This window comes from Neolewinella maritima (assembly GCF_923081025.1).
GTDB lineage: Bacteria > Bacteroidota > Bacteroidia > Chitinophagales > Saprospiraceae > Neolewinella > Neolewinella maritima.
This window is the reverse complement of the sequence record NZ_CAKLPZ010000001.1, coordinates 834,591-850,457: the sequence shown is the minus strand read 5'-3', so window position 1 is coordinate 850,457 and position 15,867 is coordinate 834,591. Positions and strand designations below refer to the sequence as shown.

Below are 15,867 nucleotides of genomic sequence, written 5' to 3'. Positions count from 1 at the left end.
AGTAGACCCAAAGCCGGTATAGTGCGGAGCACCTTCATCGAGGTACGGTGAGCCGGAAGCGTGCGCTCCGGTAGTCTGCCGATGATGTACCGATGCGAAGCTCATACACCCCGGCTTCCAGTCCCCGCTCCATGTCCAGGCGCGTGAATTCCAGCATAGCGGGGGTGATCGTGAAGGTCACGGTACGACGCTCCCCGGCCCCCAGCAGAATCTTCTGAAAACCCCTGAGTTCTACGTCCGGACGGGTCACCGAGCCGATCATATCCTTGAGGTACAACTGGACAACTTCCTTAGCCGGCCGGGTGCCCGTATTGGTCACCTCCACGGAAACCGTGATCGAGTCCGGCGCTACGAGCGTGGAGTCCGATAGCCGCAACTCGCCGTAGTCGAAATCGACATAGCTCAGCCCGTGACCGAAGGGGTACAGCGGTCCATTTTCCATAAAGAGATAGCCCTTTTTGTTATTGATCTCCTTGCCGCTGTAGTGGAAGGGTAGCTGGCCGATCGAGCGGGGCACGGTCACCGGCGACTTCCCGGCGGGGACTGCCTCCCCGAACACGATCCGGGCCAGCGACTCGTCGCGAAACTCGCTCAGGTCCCAGCCGTCAAGGATCGCATCGGCCTGCTCGCTGATCACGTTGATGGAAAGCGTGCGGCGGTGCAGCAGACACACCACTACCGGCTTGCCGAGTGCCTTTACGCGGCTAATGAGCTCGTCCTGCGGACCAACGGGCTCGATCGTAGCCCGGTCCCCCAGCGCGCCGTTGAAGAAGCCCTCCTTAGCGGTGTATTCATCCCCGCCGAGGAAGAGAATGACCACGTCCGCCTCGCCGGCTAGTGATTCCAGTCGGTCTAGGTCAGCGTCCGTATCCGCGTTCAGTACCGGCACGGCCGAGGCACCGTCCGTCAGCGCGAAGCCGCGGTCCGTGATGAAGTTCGTGTACTCCCCGGCCACCGCGCGAAAGGCATTCTCGGTGTCCTCCCCGACGAGCGGACCGAGAAGGGCCACCGTCTGGTCTCCCTGCGACAGCGGTAGCGTACCGGCCGTATTCTTGAGCAAAATGATCGACTCCAGGTCCGATTCCCGCGCCAGATCCAGCGCCGCTTCGGTGCGCACGCCGGCTGCGGTTTCGGCCACGTCGATGTAGGGGTCGTCGAATAGGCCTAGTATGAACTTCGTCCGCAGCACGTGCCCGGCCGCCCGGTCAATGTGGGCCATCAAGCCCGAATCAGCTTCCAACATTGCCGGCAGTAGCGCGTATGCATCGTCGGCGTAGAGGTCTACATCCATACCGGCCTCCAGGGCCATCCGGGCGGCATCCTCGGGCGTCTCGGCCACCTTCATGAAGTAGTGCAGGCGACCGATGTCGTTGGCGTCGCTGACCGTGTAGCCCTCGAAGCCCCACTGCTCGCGTAGCACTTCGGTGAGCAGCCACGGATTGGCGTGGCTGGCTACCCCGTTGAGGTCGCCGTGACTAGCCATGATGCCCAGTGTCCGCGCCTCCTGCACGGCAGCCCGGAAGGGCGGAAAGATCTCGTCGATCAGGGTCCGCTCGGAGATCTCGATGGCCGCGAAGTTGGTGCCGCCCAGTACCTGCCCGTAGCCGGCAAAGTGCTTGGCCACCGCCCCGATGTGCGTCTTATTTCCGAGCCCGGCGTAATCCCCCTGCACCCCGGTGATGGCGGCGACGACCATCCGGGTAGTCAGGTAGGTATCCTCGCCAAAGGCTTCGCTCATCCGGCCGAAGCGCGGGTCACGCACCACGTCGGCCTCCGGAGAGTGGCACATGTGCATACCGCGCAGCCTGGCTTCGCGACCCACGACGTCCCACTGTCGGTGCACCAAGTCCGGATTAAATGACGCCGCCGATGCGATCGGCCGGCCAAACACCGTGGAGCCCGCCGCGTCGACGCCGTTGTAGCTCTCCGTGACGAACAGCGCCGGAATGCCTAGCCGGTTGTTCTCGATGATGTAGCGCTGCAGGCTATTATTGAGCGTAGCTGCCGCGACCGGATCGAGGTGCTCCCCCGGGTTTTTGATCCCCGCGATACCATGCTGTAGGCGCTGCTTCACGTCTTCACTCAGCGTCATCTTCCCCGCTTCATCCCCTTCTACCCCCCTATTGGCATGGAAGATGCGCATTTGCGCCACCTTTTCCTCGGGTGTCATGCGGCCCAACAGATCGGCTACCCGTTCATCGACCGACCGTGCGGTATCGCGGTAGGCAGGCGTTTGGGCGCATACCAGGCTACCGATGAGGGATAGGCCGAGCAACAGCATGAAGGGTCGTAGGCGGTTCATCGGTCGGTCGTTAGGGGCAGTACCCATTGGAAGCGGAGGCGCACCGGGCCCAGTAGGCCGGAGGGCTCCAGCGGATCGTCGGCGTCGTAAAACTGCCCGGTAGTAAAGGTGGTGCGGGGTCCCGCGGGTCGGGGCGCATTATTCGTAAACCAGGCGGGCATGGAGGTAGTAGGGCGGTAACCATCGAGCCCGGGCCAGGCGTCGTCGGGGTAGCGTTCCTCGCCGATCAGGCGGTTGGCCCAGAGGTTGGTGACGGCTACGGACAGCGTATTCGTGCCGGCCGTCAGGTAGTCGGTTACGTCGCGCTCGAAGGGCGGCATCCAGCTTACCCCCAGAGACTTACCGTTGATGCTCACTTCGGCCACGTTGCGCACCTCTCCCAAATCGAGGATCACCCGTAGGTCCGGATCTAAGCGGTCGCGCGGTACGTCGATCTGCATAGTGTAGATAGCCGTACCGGAGAAGTAGCGAATGCTGTCGATCGCATGGTTCTTCCAGTCGGTTAGTTGCGGAAATTGCAGCGTCCCCCCGTAGCCCCCCGCCGCGTCAAAGGTCACCCGCCAGGGGCCGTCGACGGGCAGGGCGGCGGGCACTTCTACGGTGCTAGTTACGCGGCTACTGTCGCTGAGCTCGTGGGAATAGGTACCGCTCTGTTCGATGTTCACGTACAACTTCCCGTCGTAACCACGGTAGTACCTAAGGGCCTCGTCGGCGGGAACGCGGGTGCCGGGCAATACCGAAACGGCCAGGCTATCCGACCGGCGGAACACTACGAAAACTGACTCGCCGGCCTGGAGGGGGAGGCGTACTTCAGTAATACTTTCGCTCCTGCGGTACCGCCCCACTTCCTGTCTGCTTCCATCCAGGGGGTTCCAACGTTCGGGCAGCTTACCCGTGTTGCGGAAGGTGACGTCGTAGGTTGTCGCCGTACTATCGGCATTATAGAAGAAGTAGATGTCCTCCCCCACTTCGGTACGCCGGTGCACGTAGTCGATGTCGTCGCGGCCGGCGAAGGTGGCATCGGGCGTAGCCTGTGCCCAGTTGTACGGCTGGAGCAAGTCACCGAGGGCTTCGGCCAGTTCGGCAAACTCCTGCCTGGCCAGCGTGTCGTGTCCGTAGCCGATGAGGCGCGTGGGTGCGCTTCCGTAAACCGGCACGCCAGCGCGAGCGATCGCTGCTAAGCGGCGCAGAGTGGGTAGCGTGAGCCTATCGCTATTCTGGAGGGCAAGCATCCGGTAGGTCGTGCCTTCGGGTAGCACGAGTTCGTTGCCGACGATCTTGATCCGGTCGATGAGTACTTCCGCGTTGATACAGTCGTAATTAATGCTACGGGGTATGGCGGGGGTAAAGTCGTCGCGGTCGAAGGTGGAATTGGGGGCGCCATCGCCCACGAAGACCAGCAGATCGGCCACCGGTACGCCCTGCCGCAGCAGGTAAGAGCCCCGGGCGATGTAGCGAAACCAGTCGGCTCCGGCATTCGTCCACCAGGTCTGCGTACGGTCGAAGTGGAAGCCCCAGCGGTTCATGGTCAGCCCCGGTGTGACGTGGGTATTCGACTGGTGCACGAAGCGGTGGAACATGAACTCATTAATGCCCTGCGCCCAGCCCGCATCGCCGGAGGTTTTTGCCATGGCGGGGTTACCCTTCCAGTTGATCTGGGGGGTGGAGGTAAATGACTCGGCGGAGATCACCGGCTTGCCGTAAATGTGGGCGGCGGAGACGGCCGACCGCACCTGCGTGATCGGCCGGTTCATCCAGAACTCCCCCATCGGAATGTCGGCCTTTCCCCCCACGGCCAGGTCATTGAGCGGACCGAAGCCGTAGGGCTCGATGTACGCCTGCATTCCGTCGGCGGCGCACAGCTCGGCGAAGTAGCCGAAGTAGTTCTCGGTCATCAGGTCGCTGATCTGCCGGCGGTAGTCTTCGAGTACGGCCTCGGTAGTGGCGGCACTGCCCACGAAGCGGCCCGCCAGTAGCGGTAGGTAGTCGATTAGCTCGTAGCCGTAGCGCTCCCGGAAGCCTTCGGCGAATCCCTCCGTCCAGTTCTGTCCGCCCATCTCGTAGCTGTCGATCTCGAGGTACTGCATGGCAATGGGCGCCACGGGGCGGGCCTCGTCGATGACCTGCTTGACGAAGTTATCGTAGTGCAGCTTAAAGGCCGGCCGGCTGAGTTTATCTACCTCCAGCCCCCTACCCTCTTCGCTGGCCGGATTGTTGAAGGCCCCGGTCGAGGTGTAGCCGAAGCGCATCACCGTCCAGTCGCCCGGCGGCAGGGTCGTGGTGAGTGTGCCATCGACGACTTGGTCTGTAAGCACAAGGATCGTCGCCGGATCGATGACTTGATCGGGCCGCGGCGTACCGATAGGGCCGAGATCGGCATCCTCCGTCCGTGCGATCGCCAGGCGGCCGAGGGGGTTTTGGTAGTAGTAGTTGCTGGTCAGCTCGGCGTCGCGTATCGTGACCTCGCCGTCGAATACGATCCGGAAAAAGCGACTACTCACCGCAGCGAAGTGATCGTTTACGGCCCACTCACCCTTGCCGGTACGCACCTTCATCAACGGGCGGACGGGTACGAAGGTCCATCCGTCACGGGAGGTATAGAGCGTGGCCGTGATGTGCCGGTCAGCAAATACAGCACGCGCCGAGCGTACGGACTTCGCAATGGGATAGCTGAACTGTACCCAGCTGCTGTCGCGCTTCGCCCCGGGGAGGGTGATCTCAGCGTCGATACGTCCGTTGGCAACGGTGGCCAGATCGACCGCCGGGTCGGAAGCGGTCACGGTGGCCTGGTTATAGCGGTCGCGGTACTCCGTCCGTAGGGCAGGATAGGCGATCGTGGCAATGTCGCGGTAGAAGCCCTCGCGGATAGTGGGTTGCGGCAACTGCAGCTCCACCTGCCCCCCGCCCACGACGGTATCGCGGTACACCACCATTTTCATCGACTGCTCGGGCGTCACCCAGGGTCCGCCGCTCGACGACCAGCCGTCGCAGTTGTGTACGCCGAAGGTGAGGCCCAGCCGTTCGGCCTCGGCGGCGGCGTGGGTCAGTATGTCGTGGTGCTCGGGGGAGTCGTAGGTCACCGTTCCCAGCGGAATACCCTGGGTGACATTGAACAACAGCAACCCGCCGATACCTACCTCAGCCATACTCTCCAGGTCCTTGGTGATGCCGGCCTTCGACATATTACCGCTCATCACGTGGTACCAGGTGCGCGGGCGGGCCGCGGCGGGTGGGTTGATAAATTTGCGTTCTAGTTCGGTCAGGGGTCTGGGTGGCACGGTCACTGCTGAGGTGGCCACCTTCCCGTCGGGCTGCCGCACACAGGTAAGCATACAGAGTAATGCAATGACGATGGTGTACTTCACTGGCGCGTCAACTTGAGATCGAAGATCTGGAGGTAAAGCGGGCGTGCATCCCCCCCGGTCTGCTCCTGGAGGTAAGCGTACAGCAGCCCGTCGACCAGCTCGGAGCGAAAGTGGCTGAACTGCGGCCCATCGGTCTTCGTGTATACGGTCTGCCAGTCGTTGGTGCCTACGGGGGCCGTACGGATCCGGATGCGCCCGTCGGAAAGCTCCACGCCTATGAGGATGTCGCCGCTACTGTACAGTTTTCCGGAGGGGATAACTCCGCCCACTGCGGAAGAAAACCTCTGACTGCCCGCAGGTCGCCAGTAGTGTACATTTCGCCCGTCGACGGTCGTGATGAAGTGAATGTCACCCCGTCCGCTTACGGTAAATTCCGGTCCGGAGCTAGTTCTGGAAGGCTCGGCGGTCCCGTAGTCCGCCGCGGGGGTGGCAAGCTGAACAGCGTCCGCCCGCCCTATCGGTAGCCGGATGGGCTGGTCGTCTACGTCGTACCAGTCGGTGAGCCCGTAGGGCGGCAGGGCGTAGGCGTAGTATAGTCCGCTATTGTACACGTACTTTTCCCGCTCGGCGTAGCGGATCGAGAAGCCCGAATGCAGCTTCCCCTGCTCCATCTTCATACTCCCGTATACGCTGTAGCGGTGGGGCAGCGGGATACGGCCCTGCGCCCAGCTGAACGACTCGTTCCAGCCCGTGCTGTCGTAGACGGCCAACAGGTGTTCGCCGCTGCCCGAACCGCCGAGTCGGTAACCCACGATGAGCCGGCCCTGGGCATCGGTCACAAAGCCCGGATAGGTTGTCCGCTCGTAGTTCTTCCCCTCGACCAGGTAATCGCGTCGGTCGTTGAAGCGCTCCCGCGTGAAGTCCGCATCCGCCACGAAGGCCGCACCCGGCGCCGTGACCCGGTAGTTGAAGTAGTGGTCGGGGAAGTTCTCCGCATCGTACGCATGCATATCGTAGAGCAGGTGCACCGTACTGTCGATCATACTCACCGCCACCGCCGCGGTATTGTGACTGTCACCCTTCGTCGTATCCCCCCGGTAGCCGATGTGCCGGTCGGGAAACTCGATGGTCACCCACTCTGCCTCCGGTGTGTCCACCCGGCGGCGCGAAAGCATCAGGTTACGCCTGTCCATCCCCCCCCGGTACCAGCTTACGAATACAAAGCCATTCACGATCGCCATACAATCCCCGTGCGCCGATATGCGCGATCCGAACTGGTAGTCCGTCCCGCGCTCCCCTGCGAAGTACAGACCGTCGGTAGCCACCAGGCTCTCATCGATCATCGCGGGTTCGATCGACTGCCCACTTACCGTAACTAAGGGTAGCAGTATAAAGGGAAGTAAGCAGATGATGGTAAGTCTCACACGTATACGTTTAGTTAGTTCCCTCAGAATGAATTTACCCGCACCTCCACCCGACTTTCCCCCGGCCCCAGGCGCACCGAGCCGAAGGCCGGATTGACCTGCTCCCCGTTGACCGTGACGGTCTGCGTCTCGTCGGTATCGAGATAAAACTCGCCGACCATATTGCCCGGCAGGTGCAGCGTGTAGTACTGGTAGCGATCGTTGACGTGCTCGTACTGGCCCCGGATCTCCCCGCGTAGCGTAGGTACCGTAATACTGGTCTGCCGGAGAGTACCCATCTGCGGACGAATACTAGCCACCCCGTAGCCCGGCACCATAGGCTGAATCCCCCACAACTGCCGCGGAATGATATTAGCCGGCACCGCGCCCCAGGCGTGATTGAGGTCCAGGTTGGTCTTATACTTATAGCCCCAGGCTTCCATGGTCATGGTGGAGCCCTCGCGGATCATATTATACCAGCTGCGGTCGTCGGTGCTGGTGAGTAACTCCAGGGCGTAGTCAGCCATGCCTGCCCTGAAGAGCGCCTCCATCAGGTACTGCGCGCCGTATACACTGGCGGCCATACCCCGGCTCCTGATGTGCTCGCCTACCGACTGCACGTGCTCCTCCGGCACCATACCGAAGGCCAGCGGAAACATATTGGCGTGTACCGAGGCGTGGTCCGTCCCCTCCCCGTCTACGTACACGCCCCGCTCCTTGTCGAACAACTTCTCGTTGACCGCCCGCTTAGCCTGCAGGGCAAGTACTTGGAACTCGAGCTGCTCCCCGGGCTTACCCAGTGCACCGGCGAACTCCGCCATAATCTCCATATTGCGGTAGAAGAGCGCGTTGATGACGGTATTATTGGGCATAAAGACGAAGCCGTCGCGCTCGCCCGGAGTATCCGATTTGTTCCAGCCGGCGGGGGGCCAGTCGACGATGTCGCGCAGCTCGGCCTCCGGATCGGAAAAGCCTAATTTTTGCATGTAGTCGGGCGTAATGCGCGAAGAGCTCACCAGGTGATCGTCGCCCACCAGGCCGATGAGGGTCTTGTACTTCAGGTCTTCGTAGTAGCGCGCGATGAGCTCGGTATTGCCGGTGTACATATAGTCGGCGTAGAACATCAGGGCCACGTGCTGCTGCCACTCGGTGGGCCAGGTGGGGTGCTCCATGAAGTACTCGATGGTGCGCCGCCCGATGGCGTACTCGCGGTCGGTCGTATAGTGACTCAGCTGGTTGAGGTATGCGTCGGCCTCGTAGGGGATGCGCTCGCGGTCGCCGTCTACGTACAGACCAGCGAAGGTCGTCGCCTTGATGGTGTAGCGGCATAGGTCCCAGATCTGGTTGAGGATACTGTCGCTACTCTCGAAGTGGCTGGCCGCATCGTCCCAGTAGCCGCGGTAGACCAATTGAGTGACGGTCTGTAGTCCACCATATTTCACTCCTTCCACCATGGCGTACCGAAAGGGCAGTAGCACGGGAAAAGTGTCCGGCAGCTGAGCCGCGGCGGGCTTGGTGTTGCGCTCGTCCGCTACCAGGGGCAGCAGGTAGGTATGGGTTCCCTGGCGCACCGGCAGTTCGACCCGTGCGTAGCGGATGGTGCCGCCCGGTGTGGGGTTGATCAACCCTTCCTCATTCAGCAGCTCACCGACCGATACGGTGAGCGTGTGCGGACGGCGGGCCGTATAGGTGAGGGACATAGTAGCAAAGGCGTCCTTACCAAAATCGAAGAATAGCGCGCCGGCACGCTCGTCCCGTAGGGCCGGCAGAATGGTGTCGATCTGAAAACGGTTCTCGGTGGTCAGGTAGCCCAACCCTTCCTCCGTTGTCGGCCCCATAAATTCCTGGGCGGCGGAGTAGGCCGTGAGGCGGTTCACATCGTCCCAGATGCGCACCTTCCAGTAGTAGGTCTGGCCAGACTGCAGGGGCGGTCCGGCATATTCCACGCCCACCGAAGCAGCATCTTGCACACGCTTGCTGTCCCATACATCACCGACGTTGTTATCGATCAATTCCCTACTGGATGCCACTAACAGTTGGTATGCCCCCTGCACGCCGGAGCCGTCCGGCACCACCCAGCCGAACTCCGGCGCGGGATCGCGCAGCGGCAGACCGGCGGGCTGCCGCAGGTACTCTACGGACAGTCCCGTCGGGGCAGCCGAATAGTCGTCGCTGTAGGTAGCGATCAGTTCGTCCGTCTTCCGCCGAAACTCCAGTAGCTTTTCGCGGTAGGCCGGGTCGGTCGCCAGGTTGGCGGCCTCGGCAGGGTCCTCGGCCAGGTGGTAGAGCTCCTCGGCACCCTTGTCGTTCAGGTAGCGGAAGTACTTCCAGTCCTGCGTCCGCACCCCCTCGCTTGGCGGAATATGCTCGAACTCCCAGAGGTGCTCGATCAGTGCGGTGTCGCGTTGCAGCTCGCCGGTCCTGCCGTTCACGATCGGCAGCAAACTGGTGCCCTGGTAGTAGGAGGGTTCGGGCAGTCCGGCCAGGTCGACGATGGTGGCCGGCACGTCGATGTTGAGGGCCAGGGCGTCGCTGTCCTGGTGCTGCTGCACCCGGGGGTCGTATACGATGAGCGGCACCCGTACGGAGTTGTCGTACATCAACCACTTGCCGGCCAGTTGCCGCTCGCCTAGGAAATAGCCGTTGTCGCCCATAACGATGATGACGGTGTTCTTGTCCAGTCCTTTTTCCGCCAGCTTCTTCCGCAGCTTTCCGATCTCCAGGTCGACGCCGGCGATCATGCGGTAGTATCCCTTGACGCTGTGCTGGTACTTTTCGGGGGTATCGTAGCGCCAGGTCCACCGTAGGCGATTAAAGCCGTCGCGGACGGGCTGTGGCAACGCATCGAAGTAGTTTTGGGCGGCGAGCGCGGGTGCGGGTACATCCCCTGGAAGCAAGTCATTCGTCTCCGCCTGCCAGAAGTACTGGTCTTCCGCCGGATCGTGGGCGTGGGGGGCACTGAAGCTGAGACTCAGACAGAAGGGCTGCGCCCGATCGGCGTGGCGGTCTACGAAGTCCAGCGCCTGCTGCCCGGTATAGCGGGTGAGGTGCACGGTATCCCCGTCGAGTGTTTTGTAGTAATAGCCCCGGCGGTCGGGGTAGGCATTGTTGCGGTCGTAGGTTTCGTACTCATCGAAGAGCCGGTCTTCCCCATCGTAGCGGATCCCGTACTTGCCGTAGAAGCCCGTGCGGTAGCCGGCCTGCCGCAGCACGGCGGGGTAGGCTTCGGCCAGGTATTCTTCGCGGATGTTGCCGGTCTGAAAGTTGAAGCGGTGGGTGCGCTCGTACACCCCCGAAAGGATGGAGGCCCGACTGGCCGCGCAGATCGGCGTGGTCACCATCGCGTGATTGAAGTAGGTACCCTGCTCGGCTAGGCGGTCCATTTCCGGGGTCGTGGCCAGGGGATTACCGACGTAGCCGATGGCATCGAAGCGCTGGTCGTCAGTAAGGATAAAGATGATGTTCGGCTGCTCGGTCTGCTGCGCGGGGAGCACGGCAGCGGCGGCCCACAGGAGGAGTAAGAGTATGGGGAAGCGGTGCGGCATAGAGAAATGTACCTAAAAAAACGCCCCCCTTCCGCCCGGATGAAGCGTCGGGCGGATGGGGGGCCAAAAACATTCGATCATACGTCATTAGTAGCGCGCATTGCGGTAGCTATCGGTCGTGAGGTGTGCCACCCCGTTAGTGAAAATGTAGTTGTGCTCTCCGATGCGGCCACCCTTTTTGGTACCCTGCAGGTCGTCCGAGCGGTTGACGTTCAGGCGGAAGCGGTCGTCGCGGTTAATGGTCATGACGCCATCGTCTCCCGGTACAAGGGTCTGAAAGAAGTAGTCCTGGAACAGGACGTTCAGCGGGTCGAAGCCGTTCTCGATGTAGGCCTCGATGATGTGGTAGCGCAGCACGGTGCGCAGCCGGTCGATCTGGTCGGCGTCCAGGGAATCCAGGGAGGTACTGGTAGCCCCGCTCAGCTGCTGCAGGATCTCGCCGCCTTCGGTAAACGCGGCATCCTTGAGCAGCAGGTAGGTGCGCGGGTCCGTGTTGGTGGAGTACTCCGCCTCCATACCGGTGAGGGCGATGGCGGAGTCGAGGTAGTAGAAGTCGTCACCCGGATGCATCTGCAGGAATTCCAGGGCCGTCATGTTGAAGGTGACCTGCGGGGCGATGTCGGGATCGAATTCGAACTGCCGCTGGCGCTCCAGGTCGCAGCCCGAATACGTGAGTAGTACGGTCAGTAAAAGGCCGCTGGTGTAGAGAGATAGTTTCATGGTGTCGGTCTTTACTGGATGTAGCCAGGGTTCTGCGTGAGATTGGGATTGTCGATGAGGTGTCCCTCCCAGATGGGAAAGACCAGCTGCCCCTCCGGGATGGTGGCGATGGTATCGAGCGCCTGCCGTACACGGTCGGTAGCGCGCAGGTCCCACCAGCGGTCGCCCTCGGCGAAAAGCTCCAGCTGGCGTTCGTCGAGCACCAGGAGCTCCAGGCTTTCGGTATCCGGATAGTCCGCTGCATCCACCAGGGGGAGTTGGCGAGCGGTGCGCACCTCGTTGACCAGCTCGATGGCTACCGCGGCATTCCCCAGGCGGTTTTCTACCAGGGCCTTGAGCAGCAGGACGCCGGCGTAGCGGTAGACGGGAATATTCGTCTGGTCGTCATTGGCACTGAAGTTGATCTTGGTGTATTTCGCGGCCCGGGCCTCCCCGATGGGTCGATCTTCGCGGCTCTCGAAGTAGCGCCAGTCACCGAACAGGGTATTACCGAACTCATCCGTTTCCTGCGGCTCGAAGTCCGGATACTTCGCCACCCAGGCGGCGGAGTCGACGGGGAACTTCTCGATCCACTTGCGCTCCAGGGTCGGCGAGATGAAAAAGCTCGGTATACCGGCGAAGAACAGCGCGTAATTGCCCGAGGCACCGTTGCCGTCTTCCAGCAGGTCGTAGCGAATGGAAAAGATCAGCTCGGGCCCTTCCTGGAATTGCCCCAGGTTGAGATCGTTGAGGAACAGGCGACTCCAGCTTTCCCGGTCGGTGACCAGCTCGTATTCGTTCAGCGCGATGATCTTGTCGAGGGCTTCCTTCGCCCGGTCGTAGTCCTTCAGGTAGGTAAACACATCGCCCTGCAACGCCCAGAGTGCCGCCTTGGTAAAGCGAAACTCCGTACCGGAGCTGGTGATCAGCTCCGCCGCCCGCTCGAGATCGGGCAGGACGACCTCACGCATAATGATGTCTCCCTCCGTAGCCGGCCGGGTAAGGTCCTGGCCGAGTCCGATCACGGGTTCGGTGTACAGGGGTACCCGGCCCCATACCCGTACGGCATCGAAGTAGGCGTAGGCCCGCAATACATGCGCCTCCCCGAGCAGTTGGGGGGTGAAGTTGGGGATAGTGGGGATCTTCTGGATGGCCAGGTTGGCCCGACCAATCATCTGGTAGAGGTCGTTCCAGCGCAGCACGTCGGCGTTGGACTGGGTGAGCTGGTTGGTCACCAACTCCTCATTGGTCACCGATACGCGGTCGCTGGCGATGAAGTTGTCGGAGCGGAACTCCCCCCATAGGTAGTGATTGCGCCGGTAGGTCTGCTGCATCGCGTCGTAGATGGCCGCGACCCCGGAGGCGGCATCCCCGTTGTTCTGCCAGAACTGCGCATCGGAGGTCTGGCTGAAGGGCTGCTCGTCGAGAATATCTCCGCAGGAGGTAGCCAGGGTGAGGGCCAGTAGTAGAAGTCCGCCCGCCGCCTTGGTAAAGGATATAGATTGCATGGTAGAAAATTAGCTTGGAGGGAATGGGAGGGTTACAGACGTACCTTGATGCCGAAGATGTATTCGGTCTTATTGGGGTAGCGCAGGTTGTCGATACCGGGTTGGAGGGCACTGCCGCGGGAGCCTAGCTCGGGATTGTAGCCTTCGTAGTTGGTCCAGGTGATGGGGCTATTGATCGACAGATTTACCGACAGGCCGTCCAGCCAGCCCAGCCGGTTCGTGATGGTGGTGGGCAGATTGTAGTTGAAGCGGATATTGCGGAGCTTGATGTAGTCTCCCTCAGACAGATAGTAGCTGTCCAGACCGATCCGGTTCTGCGAGCGCCTGCGGTCCAGGCTGGGGTATTCCACCTCATCCCCCGGCTGCAGCCAGGCTCCGTCGATCCGGTCCGGGTGGGGCGTGGCGCCGAAGGAGGTAGCCGTATTGCGCCGGTCGTCGTAGTTGCGGTAGATGTCGTTGCCGAAGTTGTAGTCGAAGAGGAAGGAGAACGAGAGGTTGCGGTAGGTGAACTCATTGAAAAACCCGCCAAAGAACTTGGGCAGTCCGTTCCCGATGACCGAGCGGTCATTGGTGTTGTCGATCGTGAAGTCGCCGTTAAGGTCCTTCCAGATCACGTCTCCGCCGCCGAGGACCCGTCCGGCCGCGCGCAGCTGATTCACTTCGCCCTGGTAGACCTGTCCGTTCAGGGTATAGTTGGTGAAGCTGCCGTCCCCGTCGAAGTTGGGCGTCAGGCGGGTCCCGTCAGCGGTGAAGGCATTGGACTCGTCGTACGGAAAGATGCCGGTGTTGATGAAGCCGTAGATGTTACCGATCGACTCACCGACCTGGATGATGAACTCATCGTCCTGAAAGCCATCGGGATCGGCCAGCAGGAGCACCTCGTTTTCGTTGGTGGCTATGTTGAAGCTCGTGTACCAGCGGAAGTCACCCACCTTCAGGGGCGTACCTCCGAGCGTCAGCTCGATACCCTTATTTTCCACCGAGCCGATGTTCTGGCGCGCACTACTGAAGCCGGTCTCCTCCGGCAGCGGCACTTCGTACAGCAGCCGGTCGGTAGTCTTGACGTAGTAGTCCGCCGTGGCCGTAAAGCGACCTTCCAGCAGCTCCAGGTCCAGGCCGAAGTTGACCTGCTCCGTATTCTCCCAGCCGAGGTCGGGATTGGATAGCTGGGTGGGTGCTACCCCGTTCACCCCGTTGTAGATAAATCCCGGGGTGTACAGAAACTGCGCATCGTAGTTGCCGATCCGCTCGTTGCCCGTCACCGCGTAGCTCGCCCGCAACTTGAGGTCGGAGACCGTGCCCCGCATACCGTCCATAAAGGGCTCGGCACTGATCCGCCAGCCCAGGGAGACTGACGGGAAGTTGCCATAGGGCTGATCCGTACCGAAGCGGGAGGAGCCGTCGCGGCGCAGCGTACCCGCCAGCAGGTACTTGCCCTTGTAGTTGTAGCTCAGGCGACTGAAGTAAGAGAGCAGCGAGTGACCGTCCTTCAGGGTGCGGGTAGCGCCCGTATTCAGCTCCGCTACGTTGTTGAAGGTGCGGATGAGGTCGGAGGCAAAGCTCACCGCCCGCAGCTCGGAGTACTCACTGGTCCAGCGCTGGGTCTGCATACCCAGCAGGGCGGATACATTGTGGTCGCCAAACTTTTTGGTGTACGTGAGGTAGTTCTCGTTTTGTATGTCGTAGTCCAGGTCCTGCCGTTCCCGGCCGGTGGGCGGCTGACCGATATTACGCACGATGGTAGGCTCGAAGTCGTTGCGCTTGCGCTGCCGGTAGTTGATGCCGAGCGTAGAGCGGAAGGCCAGCTCCGGCAGTATCTTGAATTCGATGTAGCTGAAGAGCGTCGAGCGGAAGTTGCGGTCGTCGGCGGTGGTCTCCAGGGCTTCCCCCAGGGGGTTCTGCCGCCCGAACACGGTGGGGAACAGGTCTCCGTTCCCGTCCCGCACCGGCAGGTAGGCCGGGCGCTCCGAGAGTTGGCGGAACACCGTGTTCTCGTTCAGGCCGTTCTGTTTTTCGTAGGAGGCGTTGATCCGCGTGCCGGCGCTGATCACGCGGCTGAGATCGAAGTCGACCTTCAGGCTCGTGTTGATACGGTTGTAGCCGCTGTTGAGCACCACGCCGTCTTCGGTCAGGTAGCCCGTATTCCAGTAGAAGCGGCTGTTCTCGCCGCCACCACTCAGGGAAATGCCGGACTGATTGCGCACGCCCGTCTGCAGAATAAGGTCCTGGATATCCACCTCCTGCTGGAAGCGGGCACTGAGCGAATCCCTATCGGTACCGGTACCGATGCCGCCACTGCGCTGCTGCTCGAACAGGACGCGCTGGCGGGTATTCGAGATGGGGATGAGGCTGCTCACGTCGCTGATGCCGGTAGAGTGGTTGATCTCCAGCGTGGTCTTGCCGGACGTGCCGCCCTTGGTGGTGATGATGACGACCCCGTTGGCCGACTTCGAGCCGTAGATCGCCGCCGAGGCGCCGTCCTTCAGCACCTCGATGGAGGCGATGTCGTTGGGGTTCAGGTTATCGATATTATCTAGCTGCTGCCCGTCCACTACGTACAGGGGTTCCACGCCGCCGCCGAAGGTCGATGTACCGCGGATCCGTATTTCGGAGCCGGCGCCGGGTCCGCCATTGGTGGAGATCTGCACGCCCGACAGCCGCCCCTGAATGGCATCGAAGGCATTGACCGGCGTGGTCTGCGTGATCTGCTCCTCGTCTACCGAAGCGATGGAGCCCAGCACGTCGCGCTTGCGCTCCGTCCCGTAGCCGATCACTACGATCTCGTCGAGCAGGGCACTATTGCCGCCGAGTACCACGTCAATGACCGTCTGACTCCCCACCTCGATCTCCTGGGGCGCGAAGCCGGTATAGGAAAAACGGACCGTCTTGCTGCCGTCCACCAGATTGAGGGAGTAGTTGCCGTCCAGGTCGGTCACGATACCATTAGTAGTACCGACCTGTACGACACTGACCCCGATCAGGGGCTCGTTGTCTTCCGACGTGACGGTGCCACGGATCGATCCCTGGGCCAGCAGACCGACAGTGCTGAGTAGACTGCACAGGAGCAATAGGGTACGGGTGGTTGTTAACATGATCGAGTAGACT

The 15,867-nt window shown here is 61.6% G+C and carries 7 protein-coding genes; all 7 read right to left on the bottom strand.

Translation table 11 applies throughout. The features are described from left to right. Nucleotides 1-34: 34 nt before the first annotated feature. The 7 genes from MJQ68_RS03430 to MJQ68_RS03400 all read right to left on the bottom strand — a co-directional run bounded on the left by MJQ68_RS03430 (nt 35) and on the right by MJQ68_RS03400 (nt 15,854). Complete coding sequence (locus MJQ68_RS03430; RefSeq protein ID WP_238749581.1) at nt 35-2,302, bottom strand: glycoside hydrolase family 3 N-terminal domain-containing protein; 2,268 nt, start codon at nt 2,300-2,302, stop codon at nt 35-37. Then, the gene (locus tag MJQ68_RS03425; RefSeq protein WP_238749580.1) at nt 2,299-5,667 is read right to left on the bottom strand and encodes a glycosyl hydrolase; all 3,369 of its coding nucleotides are present in this window, start codon (nt 5,665-5,667) and stop codon (nt 2,299-2,301) included. The genes MJQ68_RS03430 and MJQ68_RS03425 overlap by 4 nt, the downstream gene beginning before the upstream one ends. Further along, nucleotides 5,664-7,031: a BNR-4 repeat-containing protein gene (locus MJQ68_RS03420; RefSeq protein WP_238749579.1), complete on the bottom strand. Its 1,368-nt coding sequence runs from the start codon at nt 7,029-7,031 to the stop codon at nt 5,664-5,666. Before MJQ68_RS03420 ends, MJQ68_RS03425 begins: the two co-directional genes overlap by 4 nt. 23 nt (nt 7,032-7,054) lie before the next feature. Then, nucleotides 7,055-10,555 (bottom strand): sulfatase-like hydrolase/transferase, encoded by a 3,501-nt coding sequence (locus MJQ68_RS03415; RefSeq protein WP_238749578.1) that lies wholly within the window; start codon nt 10,553-10,555, stop codon nt 7,055-7,057. Between the two features lie 87 nt (nt 10,556-10,642). After that, nucleotides 10,643-11,275, bottom strand: coding sequence for a hypothetical protein (locus MJQ68_RS03410; RefSeq protein WP_238749577.1), 633 nt, complete (start codon nt 11,273-11,275; stop codon nt 10,643-10,645). Nucleotides 11,276-11,286: 11 nt separating this feature from the next. Next, nucleotides 11,287-12,762, bottom strand: a complete 1,476-nt coding sequence (locus MJQ68_RS03405) for a RagB/SusD family nutrient uptake outer membrane protein (RefSeq protein ID WP_238749576.1) — start codon at nt 12,760-12,762, stop codon at nt 11,287-11,289. A gap of 32 nt (nt 12,763-12,794) precedes the next feature. Continuing rightward, nucleotides 12,795-15,854: a SusC/RagA family TonB-linked outer membrane protein gene (locus tag MJQ68_RS03400; RefSeq protein WP_238749575.1), complete on the bottom strand. Its 3,060-nt coding sequence runs from the start codon at nt 15,852-15,854 to the stop codon at nt 12,795-12,797. Nucleotides 15,855-15,867 lie beyond the last annotated feature (13 nt).

Bases quoted from the DNA above. Each gene is read 5' to 3' on its own strand.
- MJQ68_RS03410 (WP_238749577.1), bottom strand. From the start codon at position 11,275: ATGAAACTATCTCTCTACACCAGCGGCCTTTTACTGACCGTACTACTC.
- MJQ68_RS03430 (WP_238749581.1), bottom strand. From the start codon at position 2,302: ATGAACCGCCTACGACCCTTCATGCTGTTGCTCGGCCTATCCCTCATC.
- MJQ68_RS03405 (WP_238749576.1), bottom strand. From the start codon at position 12,762: ATGCAATCTATATCCTTTACCAAGGCGGCGGGCGGACTTCTACTACTG.
- MJQ68_RS03400 (WP_238749575.1), bottom strand. From the start codon at position 15,854: ATGTTAACAACCACCCGTACCCTATTGCTCCTGTGCAGTCTACTCAGC.
- MJQ68_RS03415 (WP_238749578.1), bottom strand. From the start codon at position 10,555: ATGCCGCACCGCTTCCCCATACTCTTACTCCTCCTGTGGGCCGCCGCT.